The organism is Cobetia sp. Ld8, from assembly GCF_045066615.1.
GTDB classification, from domain to species: Bacteria; Pseudomonadota; Gammaproteobacteria; order Pseudomonadales; family Halomonadaceae; genus Cobetia; species Cobetia amphilecti.
Map to the genome: position 1 here is coordinate 1276762 of NZ_JBISHF010000007.1, position 14346 is coordinate 1291107.

Here is a 14346-nt window from a genome sequence, read left to right on the forward strand (position 1 = left end):
GCATTCGCCTCCACAATTGCATATACGCAATATTGGGTCAAATATGGATATCAGGCTCGACATTTTGCTCATGGAAGCCCTAAATGGTCCCCATCATGGCGTTCATGCCTCCCCCTGCCGCAGCATGACCTGAAAGCTCGTGCCCTTGCGCTACACCGGCATAGGCAGCACAGACGCCACCCCAGCAGACGAACACGATGGAGCACGCTGACATGACCCCCCACCAGGAAACGCCGATCGCCCTGAAGCACCGAGAACGCAAGGCAGGCGCCATTGGTGACAATCTCAAGGCACTACGCAAGGAGAAGGGGCTGACCATCGCGGCCGTGGCCAGCGCGTCGGGCATCTCGGCGGCCAGCGTGTCGAGAATCGAGAATGGACGCATCTCACCGACCTTCGAGGCGATCGTGAACCTCGCCAAGGGCCTGAACGTGGATGTCAGCGAGCTGTTCTATCACACGGAGGACACGTCATTTCGGGGTTGGCTCGCCTTGACGCGAGCGCAGGAGGGAGAAGTCATCGAGACGCCCAACTACCGCTATCGACCGCTTTGCAACAACGTGGCGTCCAAGGAATACATGGTATTGGAAACCACCGTGCTCAATCGCAGTCTCGAGGAGTTCGGCGGCCTGCAAAAACATTCCGGCCAGGAACAGATCATCGTGACCAGCGGCGAGGTGACGGTCTGGACCGAACTCTACGACCCCATCCAGCTCAAGGTCGGTGACAGCCTGGCCTTCGACAGCACCCTCGGACACGCCATCACCTACAACGGTGACACCCCAGCGACCATGACCTGGGTATGCAGCGCCTACGCCTGAGAATGCTGCCCGGGCCTGGCGAGCGTTGGCAGCCTCGCCATGTCAAAACGTGAACGACAAGCACGAGAAAGGGCCTCACTGGAGGCCCTTGTCTTTGGTCTTGCTGACTTACTGACGTATGAACACGCGGCTGGAATCAGCGATTGAGAATGATGGCCGTGATCGCGCCACCCGCCACCGCAGCCAGCACATAGCGCCCATCGATGTTCAGCCAACGATGACCGCGCGGCGGTTTGGACAGATGACGATGGTGCCAGTCCTTCACCCAGTAGCGGCTATCGGAGTAGTAATGACGTGGCAGATGGTCGCCACGACGCCACTGGTGATGGCGTCGCGCCTCATGACGGCGGCGTTCATGGTGACGCTGCTGCTTGTGGTGCTTCTTGTGCTGTTTGCCGTGATGGCCGCGGTCATGGTGGCCATGCCCACGGTCATGGTGCCCATGGCCTCTATCGTGCGGTCCTGCCTGAGCCAGCGGGGCTCCCAGCAGCGTGAATATCATCATCAGAATGGTCAGTGTGCGCGTTCGCATGGCTGGCCTCCTCGCCTTGCCCCGTCACCAATCAAGCGCCGGGAGTCGTGTTGGGGGCTTCCTAGTTAGGAAACAGTGTTGCGCAACCTTAGCGAGAACTGGGGAACGCCGCAAGATGTCTCATTTTTCTCGTTCTTTGTCGTTATTTCATGCACTTTCCGTCGCATTGTACCGAAACCGATGTCGCCACTGACCAACACCCACCTTTATATGCCGCCACCTCTATAACGCTCTCTATATAGTTCTCTCTCGCAGCGACCCGACTTTCGCTGCCCTTTCCGCTGCCCTCCCCGCTTCCCTTCCCGTTACTCCTTTTCCCCTTTCGACTTTCGGGCCTCGATCAGGAGACTGCTGAGGCATGGCAAGAAAGCGACGATGCCTGATACGCCGATCGCACCACATCGGTGCAAGACCACCCTCAAAGTTGTGAGATATCTGGCCCTGGATCGTTGGCCGTTTTAGCCAGGACACAATGCTTCAGGCGCCGAACGGGGTGTGAGAACGGAAAAATTCATTTTGCTGAATCGTGTCATTGAATCGAGACACCTTTGCACAATCCCAGATTTCATGCGGTCTTCAGCGCCTTCCTGACTTCCATAGCAATGATCACTCGAGGTCATAGCCCAAAGTTCAAGCACGCGGGCTTTGCGTTTTGATGACCATTCACCGATCATTTGCACCACACCTGAGTCATTTGATCGATAATAGACGATCTACCCTCGTCATCGCCGACAGGATCGCCAAGGCGGCTGCGTGACATCTCGGGTAGGAGCAGCAAGACAAGCCGTAAAAAAACAGGAGCCAATCATGGCCAGTACTGCGCCAGATTTGGATCGGCAGATCGCCCATATGGACGATGAGCTACTGCCGGTGCCACGTCATAAACTGCACCGGTGGCCGCACTTTGCCGGTCTCTATGCCGCCGAGCACGTTGCCGCGACCGAGTTCGTCATCGGTGCCACCTTCGTGGCGCTCGGTGCCGGTATCTGGGATATCCTGCTGGGCCTGCTGATCGGTAATGGCCTCGCAGTGCTCAGCTTCTGGTTGATCACGACGCCAATCGCGATCGAGACCCGTCTGAGCCTCTTCACCTATCTTCACCGTATTGCCGGTGATTCGATGTCACGGCTCTACAATTGGGCCAACGTGGTCATATTCACCGCCATATCGGCGGCCATGATCACCGTTTCCGCCACGGCGGTCAGGCTGCTGTTCGACATCCCGGCCCAGACCCAGGCCTATCCCACCAGCTTCGAGTTCATCCTGCTGGCACTGGCCGTTGCCGCCATCGTGGTGCTCGTCGCGGTCTATGGCTTCAACGCCCTGACCGAGTTTGCCAGCATCTGCGCCCCGTGGCTGATGCTGATGTTCACCGTCGGCGGCATGGTACTGCTGCCGGAACTGGCGGAGTCCGTCACCGGTGAAACCAGCCTGAACAGCTTCTCGAGTTTCATTGATGTCGCCGGCAGTACCGTCTTCACAGGGATCAACTCCCAGGGCGAGGCAGGCATCGGTATCTGGGAAGTCATCGGCTTCTCCTGGGCAGCCAACACCTTCTCCCATTTCGGTCTGATCGACATGGCGCTGCTGCGTTATGCCAAGCGCATGCGCTCCGGCCTTGCGACCAGCACCGGCATGATGTTCGGTCACTATGTCGCCTGGATCTCCGCCGGCCTGATGGGCGCGGCCACCGCAGCCGTCGCCGGTATCAGCATTGATGTGCTGGAACCGGGTGAAGTGGCACTGCACGCCCTTGGCGCCGCCGGCTTCGTGATCGTGGTCGTTGCAGGCTGGACCACCGCCAACGCCAACCTGTACCGCGCGGGCCTTGCCGCCCAGTCGGCCATGCCGAACCTGTCGCGCAACAAGGCGACGCTGGCCGTGGGTATCTGCGTTGCCGTGCTCAGCTGCTTCCCGTTCGTCTATCGCAGCATGCTGCCGCTGCTGACCTATGCCGGTCTGGTACTGGTGCCGGTCGGCGGGATCATCTTCGCTGAGCATCATCTGTTCCCGAAACTCGGCTTCAGCCGTTACTGGGCGCGCTACAAGGGGGTGAAGCACAACACGCCGGCACTGGCGACCTGGGCGCTGTCACTGATCTTCGGCTTTGGCCTCGAGATGGTCGATGTGATTCCGTTCTACTACCTGTTCCTGCCGACCTGGTTCGTCTCCATCATCCTCTACACCCTGATGGCCAGATCTGCCGGTGCTGCCGCCTCCTACCCGAAAGCCGAAGCGGCCGAGCGGGAATTCCAGGAGCGCGTCGAGGCTCTGCACGCCAAGCAGGCCGAGACGACCAACCATGCCCCGGTCAAGGACACTTCGGGTCTGACCAAGGCCATCAGGGCCGTCTGGATGGTGCTGGGCCTGGCGGTGCCGATGGTCCTCGCACTGCGCGTGCTGTTCGGTAGCCCGGACCTGGCCAGCTATGAAGCGAATCGTGAGATGTTCTATGACGTGACCATCTGGTCGACGATCATCTACTTCATCTTCGCGTACTGGGAGCTGCAGCGCAGCAAGGCGCTGTTCAACAAGCAGTCCCCGAAGCAAGCGGCCACCGCTAGCTGAGTCGGCAGGGGCTAGCCCCCTGCCATGCCAGCGGCGAAGGAAGCCTGAATCACACGGGTGACCTTCGCCGCTGGCCGTTACGACCTACCCTTTCTTTACCCATCTCGACTCGACCGCGACACGCGGCAGGAGACCTCCCATGACCCGTCTCTCCAATGCCAGTCTGACTCAGCTGGACGCCAAGGTAGCCACTCCGAACTATGACCGCACTGCAGTCAGCGCCGGTATCGTCCACTTCGGCGTGGGCGGTTTCCATCGTGCGCACCAGGCCATGTACCTCGACGAGCTGATGAATCAGGGCAAGGCGCTGGACTGGGGCATCGTCGGCGTCGGCGTGATGCCGGGTGATCGCCGCATGCAGGAAGCCCTGGCCTCGCAGGACCACCTCTACACCGTGGTACTCAAGCACCCGGACGGCAACTATGAGCCGCGCGTGGTGGGCTCCATCATCGATTACCGCTTTGCCCCGGATTCTCCGGAGGCCGTCATCGAGCTGATGGCTGACCCGGCGATCCGCATCGTCTCGCTGACCGTCACCGAAGGGGGCTACAACTTCCACCCGGTCACCGGCGAATTCAATCTCGAGAATGCCGACGTCCAGCACGACTTGGCCAACCCGGGGGAAGCCAAGACCAGCTTCGGCCTGATCACCGAAGCCCTGGCCCGTCGTCGCGAGCGTGGCGTCGCCCCGTTCACCGTAATGTCCTGTGACAACATCGAAGGCAACGGCAACGTCGCTCACAAGATGTTCACTGCCTACGCGCGCGCACGTGATGCAGAACTGGCGACATGGATCGAAGCCGAAGTGCCCTTCCCCAACTCCATGGTCGACCGCATCACGCCGGTGACCACGCCGGCTGACATCGAAGAGCTGTCCTCACGTTTCGGCGTGGAAGACGCCTGGCCGGTGGTCTGCGAGCCCTTCACCCAGTGGGTGCTGGAAGACCACTTCGCCAATGGCCGCCCGGCCTTTGAAGATGCCGGCGTGCAGCCGGTGGAAGATGTCGAGCCCTATGAGCTGATGAAGCTGCGTCTGCTCAACGCCGGTCACCAGGCGCTGTGCTACTTCGGCTATCTGGCCGGCTATCGCTACGCGCATGAAGCCTGCAACGACCCACTGATCGTCGACTTCCTGCTCGGCTACATGAACGAGGAAGCTCGCCCGACGCTGGCCCAGCTGTCGGGTATCGATCTCGACGCCCATTGCCGCACGCTGATCGAGCGTTTCGCCAACCCGGAAGTCAAGGACACCCTCGCGCGTCTGTGCGCCGAGACCTCCGACCGCATTCCGAAGTTCCTGATCCCGGTGGCACACGCCCAGATCAAGACCGACGGCGAACTGCGTCGTACCGCAGCCGTCGTGGCCAGCTGGGCACGTTATGCAGAAGGCGTGGATGAGCAAGGCGAGACTATCGACGTGGTCGACCCGCTCAAGGACGAGCTGATGGAGCGTGCCAGCCGTCAGCGCGAAGAGCCGACTGCCTTCCTGGACAACCGTGAACTGTTCGGTGATCTGGTCGATCAGCCGCGCTTCCGCGACGCCTACCTGGCAGCGCTGAAGAGCCTGCACGATAACGGCGCGCGCGCCACGCTGGAAATGCTGGTGGCAGACGCCAAGTAAGCATGGCGGTGAAGGGGTTCACGACAACGTGATGCCCCGCCAGCGCCCGCAGAAAGACAAAAGCGAGACAGGCAGCCGCCTGTCTCGCTTTTTTGTGCCTCACGCCACGCCTTTCCTCATACCAGCGCAACGGTCCACAGTCCCGCCAGCATGATGACGATGCCGATCCACTTGGCGATGGCCGCTCGCTCGCGCAACCAGAGCACCCCGAGCATCACGCCCAGCGGGATCGACAGTTGACGCATCGCCACGACGAGGCTGACCTCCGCCGTCAGCGTCATGGCAACCAGCACCAGCCCGTAGGTCGCCATCACCATCACGCCGGTCAGCACCATGCTGCTCCGCTCCCCCCGCCATAGCGCGGGCAGACGGCGACGCTCTGCCGGCAGCAACATCACCAGCAGCGCGCCCCAGGCGACGGTCATGATGGCCTGCAACACCAGAAAGACAGCGCCCGCCGAGGTGGGCGAGTAACCGACACTCACCATGATATCCAGCGCCTGCTTGTCGATCAGCGAATAGCCGGTGGTGCCGACTGCTGCCAGCAGCGCGAACCCCAACGCGGGCGTCAGGTAGGTCGAGGGGCGCAGGCCCTGCGGACTGCTCAAGGGCAGCACCAACGCGCCGAGCACGATCAGCCCCATGCCGACCAGATCCAACGCCGTAAGTGCCTGACTGCCCAGCAGACTCAGTGACACCAGCGGCACCAGCACCACCGGCAAGGCCCGCGCGATGGGATACAGCACACTGACCTCGCCGCGCGCATAGGCCCAGGCAAGTCCGCCCATGTAGAGCACCTGACACAACCCCGTGGCCACCAGCCAGCCCCAGAATTCAGCGGGCAGCACGGCAAACGACGGCCCCAGTCCCAGCAGCGGCGCAAAGATCAGCGCACCACTGGCCATGGCCAGCATGAAGAAGGCCAGCGACGGCGCCCGCCCCTTGCCGAGCAGATTCCAGCCGGCATGCAGACAGACCGAGATCAGGATGAGTCCCAGCGCCAGTGGGCTCAAGAGGCACTCACGGCAATCGTGTGGGCTTGAACTTGAGCTTGAGCTTGAGCTTGAACTTGAGCTTGAACATGAGATTGGGCCTGAACATGAAATTGGGCTTGAGAGTGAGCTTGCCCGTGCATGCGGACGGGCATGCGGGAATTACGGGCTTTCAGGGCAACCAGGCGGCAATCGCCAATGAGCATATGTCCTTACCTTTTGCGAGAAGACGCCAGCCTCAAGGCCTTGTGCAAGGACCCGAGGCTGGCGCCTGAAGGGGTGGAGTGAAGTGGTGGGGTGAAATGGTAGATCAAGGTGGGCGAGCGAGGTGACAGGCAGTGCAGCATCAGGCCTGGCGTCGCCACCCCGTCACCAGGCTGTCAGGGGCGCTCACCGCGCGCCAGACGCGCCTCGATCTCGCGGATCACCTCGGGCAGCTGCGCGATGGTGTCGATCATGAAGTGCGGACCGGACGGCGCGAACTGGGCTTCGATGGCGCTGCGCCTTTCATTTAGCTCTGCCTCTGACAGGGCCATGAACGCCGCGTGATCCAGCCCCATGGCGTTGCCGGAGCAGGTCAACGCGACTGTCCACATGCCGGCACTGCGACCTTCCAGCAGCCCCGGCGCCGTGTCATCCACCTTCACGCAGGCCGTCACGTCAGTGATGCCCAGCGCGATGACATTGGCCAGAGACTGCGCCGGAGAGGGTCGCCCCTTGGGCACCTCATCGGTGGCCACGACATGATCCACCACCAGCCCATTGCCCTTGCCCCGTGCGACCACCTGCTCGAGCACTTCGCGGGGGTAGCCGGAGCAGGAGCCGATCTTGATGCCCTTGTCGCGCAACCCGTTGATGACCTCGAGCGCGCCGGGAATCAGTGCAGAGTGCGCTCCGATCTTGTCGATCTGCAGCGGCATGAAGCGCTCATAAAGCGCCGTGACATCGGCATCACTGGGGGCGTGGCCACAGGCCGCCTCGAAACGGGCCGCGATTGCAGGGTCATCACACAGGGTGCGGATGTGTTCCCATTTGCCCATGCCCATCGGGCCGCGCGCCTCTTCCAGACTGATGGCCACGCCGATTTCCGCGAAAGCCTCGACGAAGATCTGGGTCGGCGCGAAGGAGCCGAAATCCACCAGGGTGCCGGCCCAATCGAAGATGGCAGCCTGCAGACGATCCGGGGTGTGATATTGCATGACAGTTCTCCAGTCAGTTGAGTGCGACAGCGTCAGCGCACGGGCGGGCATCGTCGACACCCAGGGTGGCCAGCGCGTCATCCACGGCGGCCAGAAGTTGATCCATCACGCGGACATCCAGCTGCCCGATGCTGCCGATGCGGAAGCTCTCCACGTCGGTGAGCTTGCCCGGGTAGATGATGAAGCCACGTGCCTTGAGCTCGGCGTAGAAACGTGAAAAGTCGAAGTCGGGGTGTGCCGGGCTCAGGAAGGTGGTGATGATCGGCGACAGCCAGGCATCGTCGAGCAGGGTCGTGAAGCCGCGCTGACGCATGCCTGCCACCAGTCGCTGCATGTTGGCGTGATACCGGGCGTGGCGGCCCGCGACGCCGCCCTCCTCGGCGTGTTCCTTCAGCGCCTGATGGAATGCCGCCACCACGTGAGTCGGCGGGGTATAACGCCATTGGCCGGTGCGCTTGAGGTACTGCCATTGATCGTGCAGGTCCAGCGACAGCGAGTGACTACGCCCCTGTGCCGCCTGCAGCGCATCACGCCGGGCGATCACGAAGCCGAACCCCGGCACCCCTTCGAAGCATTTGTTGGCCGAGGAGATCAGCGCCAGAAACGGAATACGTTGCGCATCGATCTCCAGTGCCCCGAAGCCACTCATCGAATCGAGGATCAGCTCACGGCCGTGTGCTGCCACCACCTCGGCGATGTCCGCCACCGGATTGAGCATCCCGGAGCTTGTCTCGCAATGAATCATGGCGACATGGCCGATCTCGGGCCTTGCCGCGAGTCTGTCGGCCACGGCCTTGGCACACGGCGCCTCGGCATCGCCCCACGCCAGCACGTCGCAGTCGCGCCCCATGCGGGTCAGTAGACTGACCAGACGCTTGCCATAGGCGCCATTGACCAGCACCAGCGTCGTACTCGTCGGCTCGATCAGACTGCCCAGCGCCGCCTCGACCGCGAAGGTACCGCTGCCCTGCATCGGCACGCACTCATGGTGCTCACTGGCATTGGCACAGCGGAGCAACTGCTGGCAGATCTCGGCGGTCTTGGTGTTGAAGTCCTGATCCCAGGAGCCCCAGTCCTTCATCATGGCGGCCTTGACGCTCTCACTGGTGGTCAAGGGACCGGGAGTCAGCAGGTACGGATGTTGAATACTCATTGGTATATACCAGTTAATTTGCACAAAAAAAAGACGGCCAACGGCGTAATCAGGTCGCCTGTCGCCAGCGTTGGGCACGGGTCAACAGCAAATGACTGACCACCGCATGCAGCAGCTTGACGCCCAGACAGGTGAAGAAGATCAGTACTGCCATGGCGGCCGCGCTGGCGAAGTGCCCGGCTTCGTCGAGATGCATCACCGCGATGGAGGCCAGTCGGGTATCGCTGTTGTAGAGAAATACCACTGCCGAGACGGTCGTCATCGCGTTCATGAACAGATAGGCCGAGATATCCAGCACTGACGGCAGGGACACCGGCAAGGTGATGCGGCAGAAGGTCTTCCAGAACGGCACCTTGAGTGAGGCACCGACCGCCTCGAATTCCCCATCGAGCTGCTTGAGCGCAGTCACCGAGGTCAGGTGGCAGACGGTATAGAAATGCACCAGGGTGTTGAGCACCAGAATCGCGAAGGTGCCATAGATCCAGTTCAGCGGGTTGTCGGCCTGGTTGAAGTAGAAGATGTAGGACAGACCCAGCACCATGCCCGGCACGGCCATCGGCATCATCGCCATGAAGTGCAGCCCCTGGCGCAGCGGGCGATAGCCCTGACTCTTCTCGGTCAGCCAGGCGTTGAAGAAGATGACCAGCGTGCCGATCAAGGTGACCCAGAAGGCCAACGTCAGCGAGTTGAGCCACGCGTCCCAGCCACCACCCGCCAGCGCCTTGAAGGCGTAGTGATCGAGGGTCAGGCTCAGGTTGTAGGGCCAGAACTGCACGAGCGAGGCATAGATGGCGGTGCCGATCACGGCCAGAATCGCGGCGGCCACGCCATAGCAGAGCAACGCGAAGACCCAGTCACGCAGCGGGCTTGGCGTCGGCTGCCAGGGCACGGCGCGCGCCGAGAGCTGTGCGACCTGACGGCGCTGGATCCAGCGGTCCACCGCGAAGGACAGCAAGGCCGGCAACAGCAGGATGACGCTGACCACCGCACCCATCTGGAAGTTCTGCTGCCCCACCACCTGGCGATAGACATCGGTGGCCAGCACACTGAACTGCCCGCCGATGATCTTCGGCACGCCGAAATCGGTGATCGCCAGCGTGAAGGCCACGAACGCACAGGAGATGATGCCGTAGCGCGCGCCCGGCAAGGTGATGGTCAGAAAGCTGCGCCACTTTGGCGTTCCCAGCGCATCCGCGGCTTCATAGAGACGGGCATCACTGTTGCTGAGCGCCGTCATCATGATCATCAGCGCATGCGGGAAGATCCAGAAGGTCATGCCCATCACGATGCCGATGGGGCCGTAGATGCTCTCCCCCAGCAGCACATCCTTGAACCAGCCCTGATTGCCGAACAGATACACCAGACTGATGGCTGGCAGCAGTGACGGTGCCAGTAGCGGCAGGATGGACAGCATGCGGAAGACGCGCTTGCCCGGCATGCAGGTACGGGTGATGCCGTACGCGCACAGGAACGCCAGACTCACCACCGTGAGGGTACTGATCAGCGCGATGCTGACGGAATTGATGATCGAGCCGACCAGCGCCGGCGTCTGCACATAGCGCGCGAAGTTGGCCAGGCCGACGAAGTCGCCGCTGCGGTCCTGCACGCTCTTGATCAGCATGGTGGCCAGCGGCAACAGCAGCCCGATGACCAGCAGCGCCAGGGCCAGCAGCAACATCAACAGACGCAAGCCGGACTCGCCTGATAGCCTTCCCGACAAGGGCAATGCGCGCGCCATCATGCCTGCGCCTCCACCAGCGGATACAGGCGGATCGCCTCGGACGGCAGACGCACACCCACCCTGGCGCCGACCCGCACGCCCAGTGACTCACTGTCCTTAAGCGCCACATCCGCCGACAGTGTCTGCCCACAGCCCTCAAGCGTCAGAGTGATACGCAGGAAGGCGCCGAGAAACTCGACGTGCTCCACCTGCGCCGACAGCCCCTCACCCACTGCGCACAGCGAGACGGCTTCCGGGCGAATGGCCAGACGCGCCTGATCCAGCCCTTCAAGATCATGCGCCGCGCATTCCAGTCGCTGCTGGCCCAGACGCAAAGTACTGGCGTTTTCGGGACAGCATTGCAGGAAGTTCATGCTGCCGATGAATTCGGCCACGAAGGCGCTCGCCGGCTGACGGTAGATCTCGGCGGGGGTGCCGATCTGCTCGATCACGCCATGGTTCATCACCACGATGCGGTCCGCCATGGCCAGGGCCTCTTCCTGGTCGTGGGTCACCATGATGGTGGTGACGCCCAGCCGTGCCTGCAGCGCCTTGATCTGACTGCGCAGATGCAGGCGTACGCGCGCATCCAGTGCTGAAAGCGGCTCATCGAGCAACAGTAGCCCCGGCTCGGTCGCCAGCGCCCGCGCCAGTGCCACGCGTTGCTGCTGGCCCCCGGAGAGGGCCGCCGGATACTTGCCTTCACTGCCGGCCAGGTCCACCAGGGTGAGCAGCTCCGTCACGCGCCGGCGCATCGCGTCACGCGCATCGCGCCGATTGCGCAGCCCATAGGCCACGTTGTCGAACACGGTGAGATTGGGGAACAGCGCATAGGACTGGAAGACGATGCCGAAGTCGCGCGCCTGCGGCGGCAGCCGTGAGATGTCCTGGCCGCGCTGGTGGATGGTGCCTTCGCTCTGCGGCGCAAGCCCGGCGATGGCGCGCAGCAAGGTGGTCTTGCCACAGCCGGAGGGGCCGAGGAAGCACACGAACTCGCCTTCGCGGATCGCGAGGTCGATCTCGCTCAGGGCCGTGAACTGGCCATAGCGCTTGGTGAGGCCGCTGATCTTGAGGTGGATGCTGTCCGACGACGCAGAACGCGTGGTGAGTGCCTGAGGCGCTGCGTTATGCGCAGGCGCCCGGGCTGCAGGGCCGGAGGCCGCGCGTGGCGAGGCGCCGGCAGTCGATGGCGGCGCTTGACGCGAGGCGTGATGACGCGGGGGGGCGGTCACAAGAGACATGCGAGAAACTCCCGACCCCGGCGCAAGGCGCCGGGGCAATGACGAAGGTGGCTGGGCGTGACTTACTGACTGTCGGACTTGCCGTCGTAACGGCGCTGCCATTCGGCGAGCACTGCATCCCGCTGGTTGGCCGCCTTGGCAAAGTCAGCCTCGATCATCATCTCGGTGATATTGGCCGGATAATGCTCGATCGGCTTGGCCACCCCCGGATAGGCCACGACCGCATAGCCTTCGTTGTAGAGTTCATTGGCCGGCTTGGACACTGCCCAATCCATCAGTGTCTGCGCCGCCTCACGCTTGTCGGTGCCCTTCATGATCGCCGCGGCTTCCATGTCCCAGCCCAGCCCTTCCTCGGGGAAGACCAGGTCCACCGGTGCGCCCTGTGCCTTGAGGCGCGCGCCTCGGAAGGCGAAGGACACACCGACCACGGCCTCGCCGGAACCGGCCAGGTTGCAGGGCGCGGAGCCTGAGTGGGTATAGCGGGCAATGTTGTCGTGCAGGCGGTCCATGTAATCCCAGCCGCCCTCGTCACCCCACAGCTGCAACCAGCTGGCGACGTCCAGATAGCCGGTACCGGAAGAACTCGGATTGGGCATGATCACGTGGCCCTTGAACTCGGGACGCGTGAGGTCTTCCCAGGACGTCGGCTTGGGCACTCCCAGTCGCTCACCTTCGACGGTGTTGTAGCAGAGCGAGGCGACCCAGGCGTCCATCCCGACCCAGGACGGGTCCTGGCCATCACGGTAGGCGGGGTCGACGAACTTGGTATCCAGCGCCTCGACTCCCTTGGGGGCATAACGCGACAGCATGCCTTCCTTCTCGAGCACCAGCAGGCTGGTCGCGGCCAGGCCCCACACCACATCCGCCTGCGGGTTGTCCTTCTCGGCAAGCAATCGTGCGGTGATCACGCCCGTGGAGTCGCGTACCCATTTGATGTCGATATCCGGATGCGCCTGCTGGAAGCGCTCGGCATATTTCTGCAGATCATCGGACTCCACCGCGGTATAGACGGTGAGCTCGGTGGCCGCCTGGGCATTGAGGGAAACGACCAGACCAACGGCACTGGCCAGCAAGGAACGGGTGAGGAAGGAACGGGTCAAGAAGGACATCGGGACTCTCCAACGCTTGGAATGAATGGCTCTCGCCATCTGGTATATACCAAGAGTATGGGCGGGCCGAATGACACCCCCGTGACAGTCAGTTGAAGGCCCGGTGAAACAGTGTTATCTCATATAGTGTCCCTGCAGCGCGGGCTCAGGGCTTGTTCTTGAGCGTGACGGTGATGCACAGCGCATTGTGCAGCCAGCGCTCTTCGTCATAGCCGATGGGTCGATGCTGCTCATCGAAGGTAGCGCGACGCACGGTCAGACCGGGGCTGCCCATGGCGACCCCCAGCTCCCGGGCGGCCTGCTCCCCCAGCGACTCGGAGTAGAAGCGCAGCTCACGATGGGCCAGCGTGAGGCCATAGCGCCCGCGCAGCTCCGCCCACAGTGACACCCCGAACTGGCCCTCCTCGAGCAGTCCCGGGGCGCGCTCCGGCACCACCCACATCGACTCGCTGAGCACGGCGCGCTCATCCACGAAACGCCGGCGGCGAATATGATAGAGCGGTGTCTGGGCCGCCAGGCCCAGCGCTTGCGCAGCCGGTGGGTAGGCCTGAACATCGGTCAGCAGCACTTCCGTGCGTGGCCGCCGCCCCTGCGCCGTCACATAGTCATTGAAGCCGGAGTCACGCGTGGGGTCGTAATCCAGCCGTGGCGGCGACACGAACCACCCACGGCGATTGCTGCGATGAATGCGCCCTTCTCCCTCCAGCTGCCCCAACGCCTGACGCAACGTCACGCGCGTGGTATCGAAGCGCTCGGCCAGCACTCGTTCAGAAGGCAAACGCCCCTCTTCAAAGGCATCAGGATCCTTCAGCTGTTCGCGCAGGCGATCGGTAAGGTGGAGGTAATACGCATCACTCATGACGAGGAGTCCTGACCAAAGATGAAGAGGGTTGCCACTACCGGGTAATAACATGGCGCCGCTTGCCCCGCCGGCGAAGAAAATGCCCGGGACTCTGCGCCGACAAACGGCTGGATGCTCCAGAAACTATCACATTCGCGTGACTCGCACTGGCCTGCCAGCTTATGTGCCGCTGACGCTGCAGGATTTCATGACAGCCGCCTGGTTGAGCTCACAGGCGTGGATGGCGGTGGGAGAATCCTTGGCCGCGAAGAAACGCATTTCCAGCATCCCCGGTTCATCCGCTGAGCCCAGCTTGTTGTCAGCCAAGGCCCGCTTGAAGGTATCGAGTTGTTCGGGCTTGACGTCGAATTTCACGATCAAGGTGAGCATGGAGATGCCCCTTATAGTCAGTGGTTGTCATCGGCTCATCGGCAAGAGCTGTTGCGTCACGTGGCAGCAGGTCTGTCTCGGGAAGTGACTGACACTATCTTTCGCTGCCTGGCTGAAAAACCCGCGGCGCGGAGAAAGACTTTCAATGAAACCTTGAAC

General features: G+C 62.4%; 12 protein-coding genes. 3 read left to right on the top strand and 9 right to left on the bottom strand.

The annotated features are described in order from the left end of the window. Positions 1-212 precede the first annotated feature (212 nt). Positions 213-821 carry a helix-turn-helix domain-containing protein gene (locus tag ACJJV2_RS10180; protein WP_165873916.1) on the top strand — a complete coding sequence of 203 codons (609 nt, stop codon included), beginning with the start codon at positions 213-215 and terminating at the stop codon, positions 819-821. 136 nt (positions 822-957) lie between these two features. On the opposite strand, the gene ACJJV2_RS10185 is transcribed toward ACJJV2_RS10180, so the two are convergent. Continuing rightward, on the bottom strand, positions 958-1353 hold the full coding sequence (locus ACJJV2_RS10185) for an RcnB family protein (RefSeq protein ID WP_043334027.1): 396 nt from the start codon (positions 1351-1353) through the stop codon (positions 958-960). 807 nt (positions 1354-2160) lie between these two features. Here ACJJV2_RS10185 and ACJJV2_RS10190 point away from each other — a divergent pair. Together ACJJV2_RS10190 and ACJJV2_RS10195 are read left to right on the top strand one after the other, a co-directional pair. Next, on the top strand, positions 2161-3921 hold the full coding sequence (locus ACJJV2_RS10190; RefSeq protein ID WP_213115214.1) for a cytosine permease: 1761 nt from the start codon (positions 2161-2163) through the stop codon (positions 3919-3921). Between the two features lie 139 nt (positions 3922-4060). Next, positions 4061-5542 (top strand): mannitol dehydrogenase family protein, encoded by a 1482-nt coding sequence (locus tag ACJJV2_RS10195; protein WP_347421073.1) that lies wholly within the window; start codon positions 4061-4063, stop codon positions 5540-5542. A 116-nt stretch (positions 5543-5658) separates the two neighbouring features. On the opposite strand, the gene ACJJV2_RS10200 is transcribed toward ACJJV2_RS10195, so the two are convergent. The 8 genes from ACJJV2_RS10200 to ACJJV2_RS10235 form a co-directional block, all read right to left on the bottom strand. Then, positions 5659-6555, bottom strand: coding sequence for a drug/metabolite transporter (locus ACJJV2_RS10200; protein WP_347421072.1), 897 nt, complete (start codon positions 6553-6555; stop codon positions 5659-5661). 359 nt (positions 6556-6914) lie between these two features. Next, positions 6915-7733 carry a phosphonoacetaldehyde hydrolase gene (phnX, locus tag ACJJV2_RS10205; protein ID WP_347421071.1) on the bottom strand — a complete coding sequence of 273 codons (819 nt, stop codon included), beginning with the start codon at positions 7731-7733 and terminating at the stop codon, positions 6915-6917. A 13-nt stretch (positions 7734-7746) separates the two neighbouring features. Then, positions 7747-8886, bottom strand: coding sequence for a 2-aminoethylphosphonate--pyruvate transaminase (locus ACJJV2_RS10210; protein WP_347421070.1), 1140 nt, complete (start codon positions 8884-8886; stop codon positions 7747-7749). Between the two features lie 49 nt (positions 8887-8935). Further along, positions 8936-10624 (bottom strand): putative 2-aminoethylphosphonate ABC transporter permease subunit, encoded by a 1689-nt coding sequence (locus tag ACJJV2_RS10215; RefSeq protein ID WP_404326922.1) that lies wholly within the window; start codon positions 10622-10624, stop codon positions 8936-8938. Continuing rightward, the gene (locus ACJJV2_RS10220; protein WP_347421069.1) at positions 10624-11847 is read right to left on the bottom strand and encodes a putative 2-aminoethylphosphonate ABC transporter ATP-binding protein; all 1224 of its coding nucleotides are present in this window, start codon (positions 11845-11847) and stop codon (positions 10624-10626) included. The genes ACJJV2_RS10215 and ACJJV2_RS10220 overlap by 1 nt, the downstream gene beginning before the upstream one ends. Positions 11848-11909: 62 nt before the next feature. Then, a complete protein-coding gene (locus ACJJV2_RS10225; RefSeq protein ID WP_347421068.1) occupies positions 11910-12956 on the bottom strand; it encodes a putative 2-aminoethylphosphonate ABC transporter substrate-binding protein in 1047 nt (348 codons plus the stop codon). Between the two features lie 145 nt (positions 12957-13101). Continuing rightward, positions 13102-13815 carry a UTRA domain-containing protein gene (locus ACJJV2_RS10230; RefSeq protein ID WP_054555867.1) on the bottom strand — a complete coding sequence of 238 codons (714 nt, stop codon included), beginning with the start codon at positions 13813-13815 and terminating at the stop codon, positions 13102-13104. A 162-nt stretch (positions 13816-13977) separates the two neighbouring features. Beyond that, positions 13978-14187 carry an antibiotic biosynthesis monooxygenase gene (locus ACJJV2_RS10235; protein ID WP_347421067.1) on the bottom strand — a complete coding sequence of 70 codons (210 nt, stop codon included), beginning with the start codon at positions 14185-14187 and terminating at the stop codon, positions 13978-13980. Positions 14188-14346: the final 159 nt, after the last annotated feature.

What these genes read in the sequence shown, in the direction of transcription:
- ACJJV2_RS10220 (WP_347421069.1), bottom strand. Translation starts at nt 11,847, where the DNA reads ATGTCTCTTGTGACCGCCCCCCCGCGTCATCACGCCTCGCGTCAAGCG.
- ACJJV2_RS10190 (WP_213115214.1), top strand. Translation starts at nt 2,161, where the DNA reads ATGGCCAGTACTGCGCCAGATTTGGATCGGCAGATCGCCCATATGGAC.
- ACJJV2_RS10230 (WP_054555867.1), bottom strand. Translation starts at nt 13,815, where the DNA reads ATGAGTGATGCGTATTACCTCCACCTTACCGATCGCCTGCGCGAACAG.
- ACJJV2_RS10215 (WP_404326922.1), bottom strand. Translation starts at nt 10,624, where the DNA reads ATGGCGCGCGCATTGCCCTTGTCGGGAAGGCTATCAGGCGAGTCCGGC.
- ACJJV2_RS10185 (WP_043334027.1), bottom strand. Translation starts at nt 1,353, where the DNA reads ATGCGAACGCGCACACTGACCATTCTGATGATGATATTCACGCTGCTG.
- ACJJV2_RS10180 (WP_165873916.1), top strand. Translation starts at nt 213, where the DNA reads ATGACCCCCCACCAGGAAACGCCGATCGCCCTGAAGCACCGAGAACGC.
- ACJJV2_RS10210 (WP_347421070.1), bottom strand. Translation starts at nt 8,886, where the DNA reads ATGAGTATTCAACATCCGTACCTGCTGACTCCCGGTCCCTTGACCACC.
- ACJJV2_RS10235 (WP_347421067.1), bottom strand. Translation starts at nt 14,187, where the DNA reads ATGCTCACCTTGATCGTGAAATTCGACGTCAAGCCCGAACAACTCGAT.
- ACJJV2_RS10195 (WP_347421073.1), top strand. Translation starts at nt 4,061, where the DNA reads ATGACCCGTCTCTCCAATGCCAGTCTGACTCAGCTGGACGCCAAGGTA.
- ACJJV2_RS10225 (WP_347421068.1), bottom strand. Translation starts at nt 12,956, where the DNA reads ATGTCCTTCTTGACCCGTTCCTTCCTCACCCGTTCCTTGCTGGCCAGT.
- phnX (WP_347421071.1), bottom strand. Translation starts at nt 7,733, where the DNA reads ATGCAATATCACACCCCGGATCGTCTGCAGGCTGCCATCTTCGATTGG.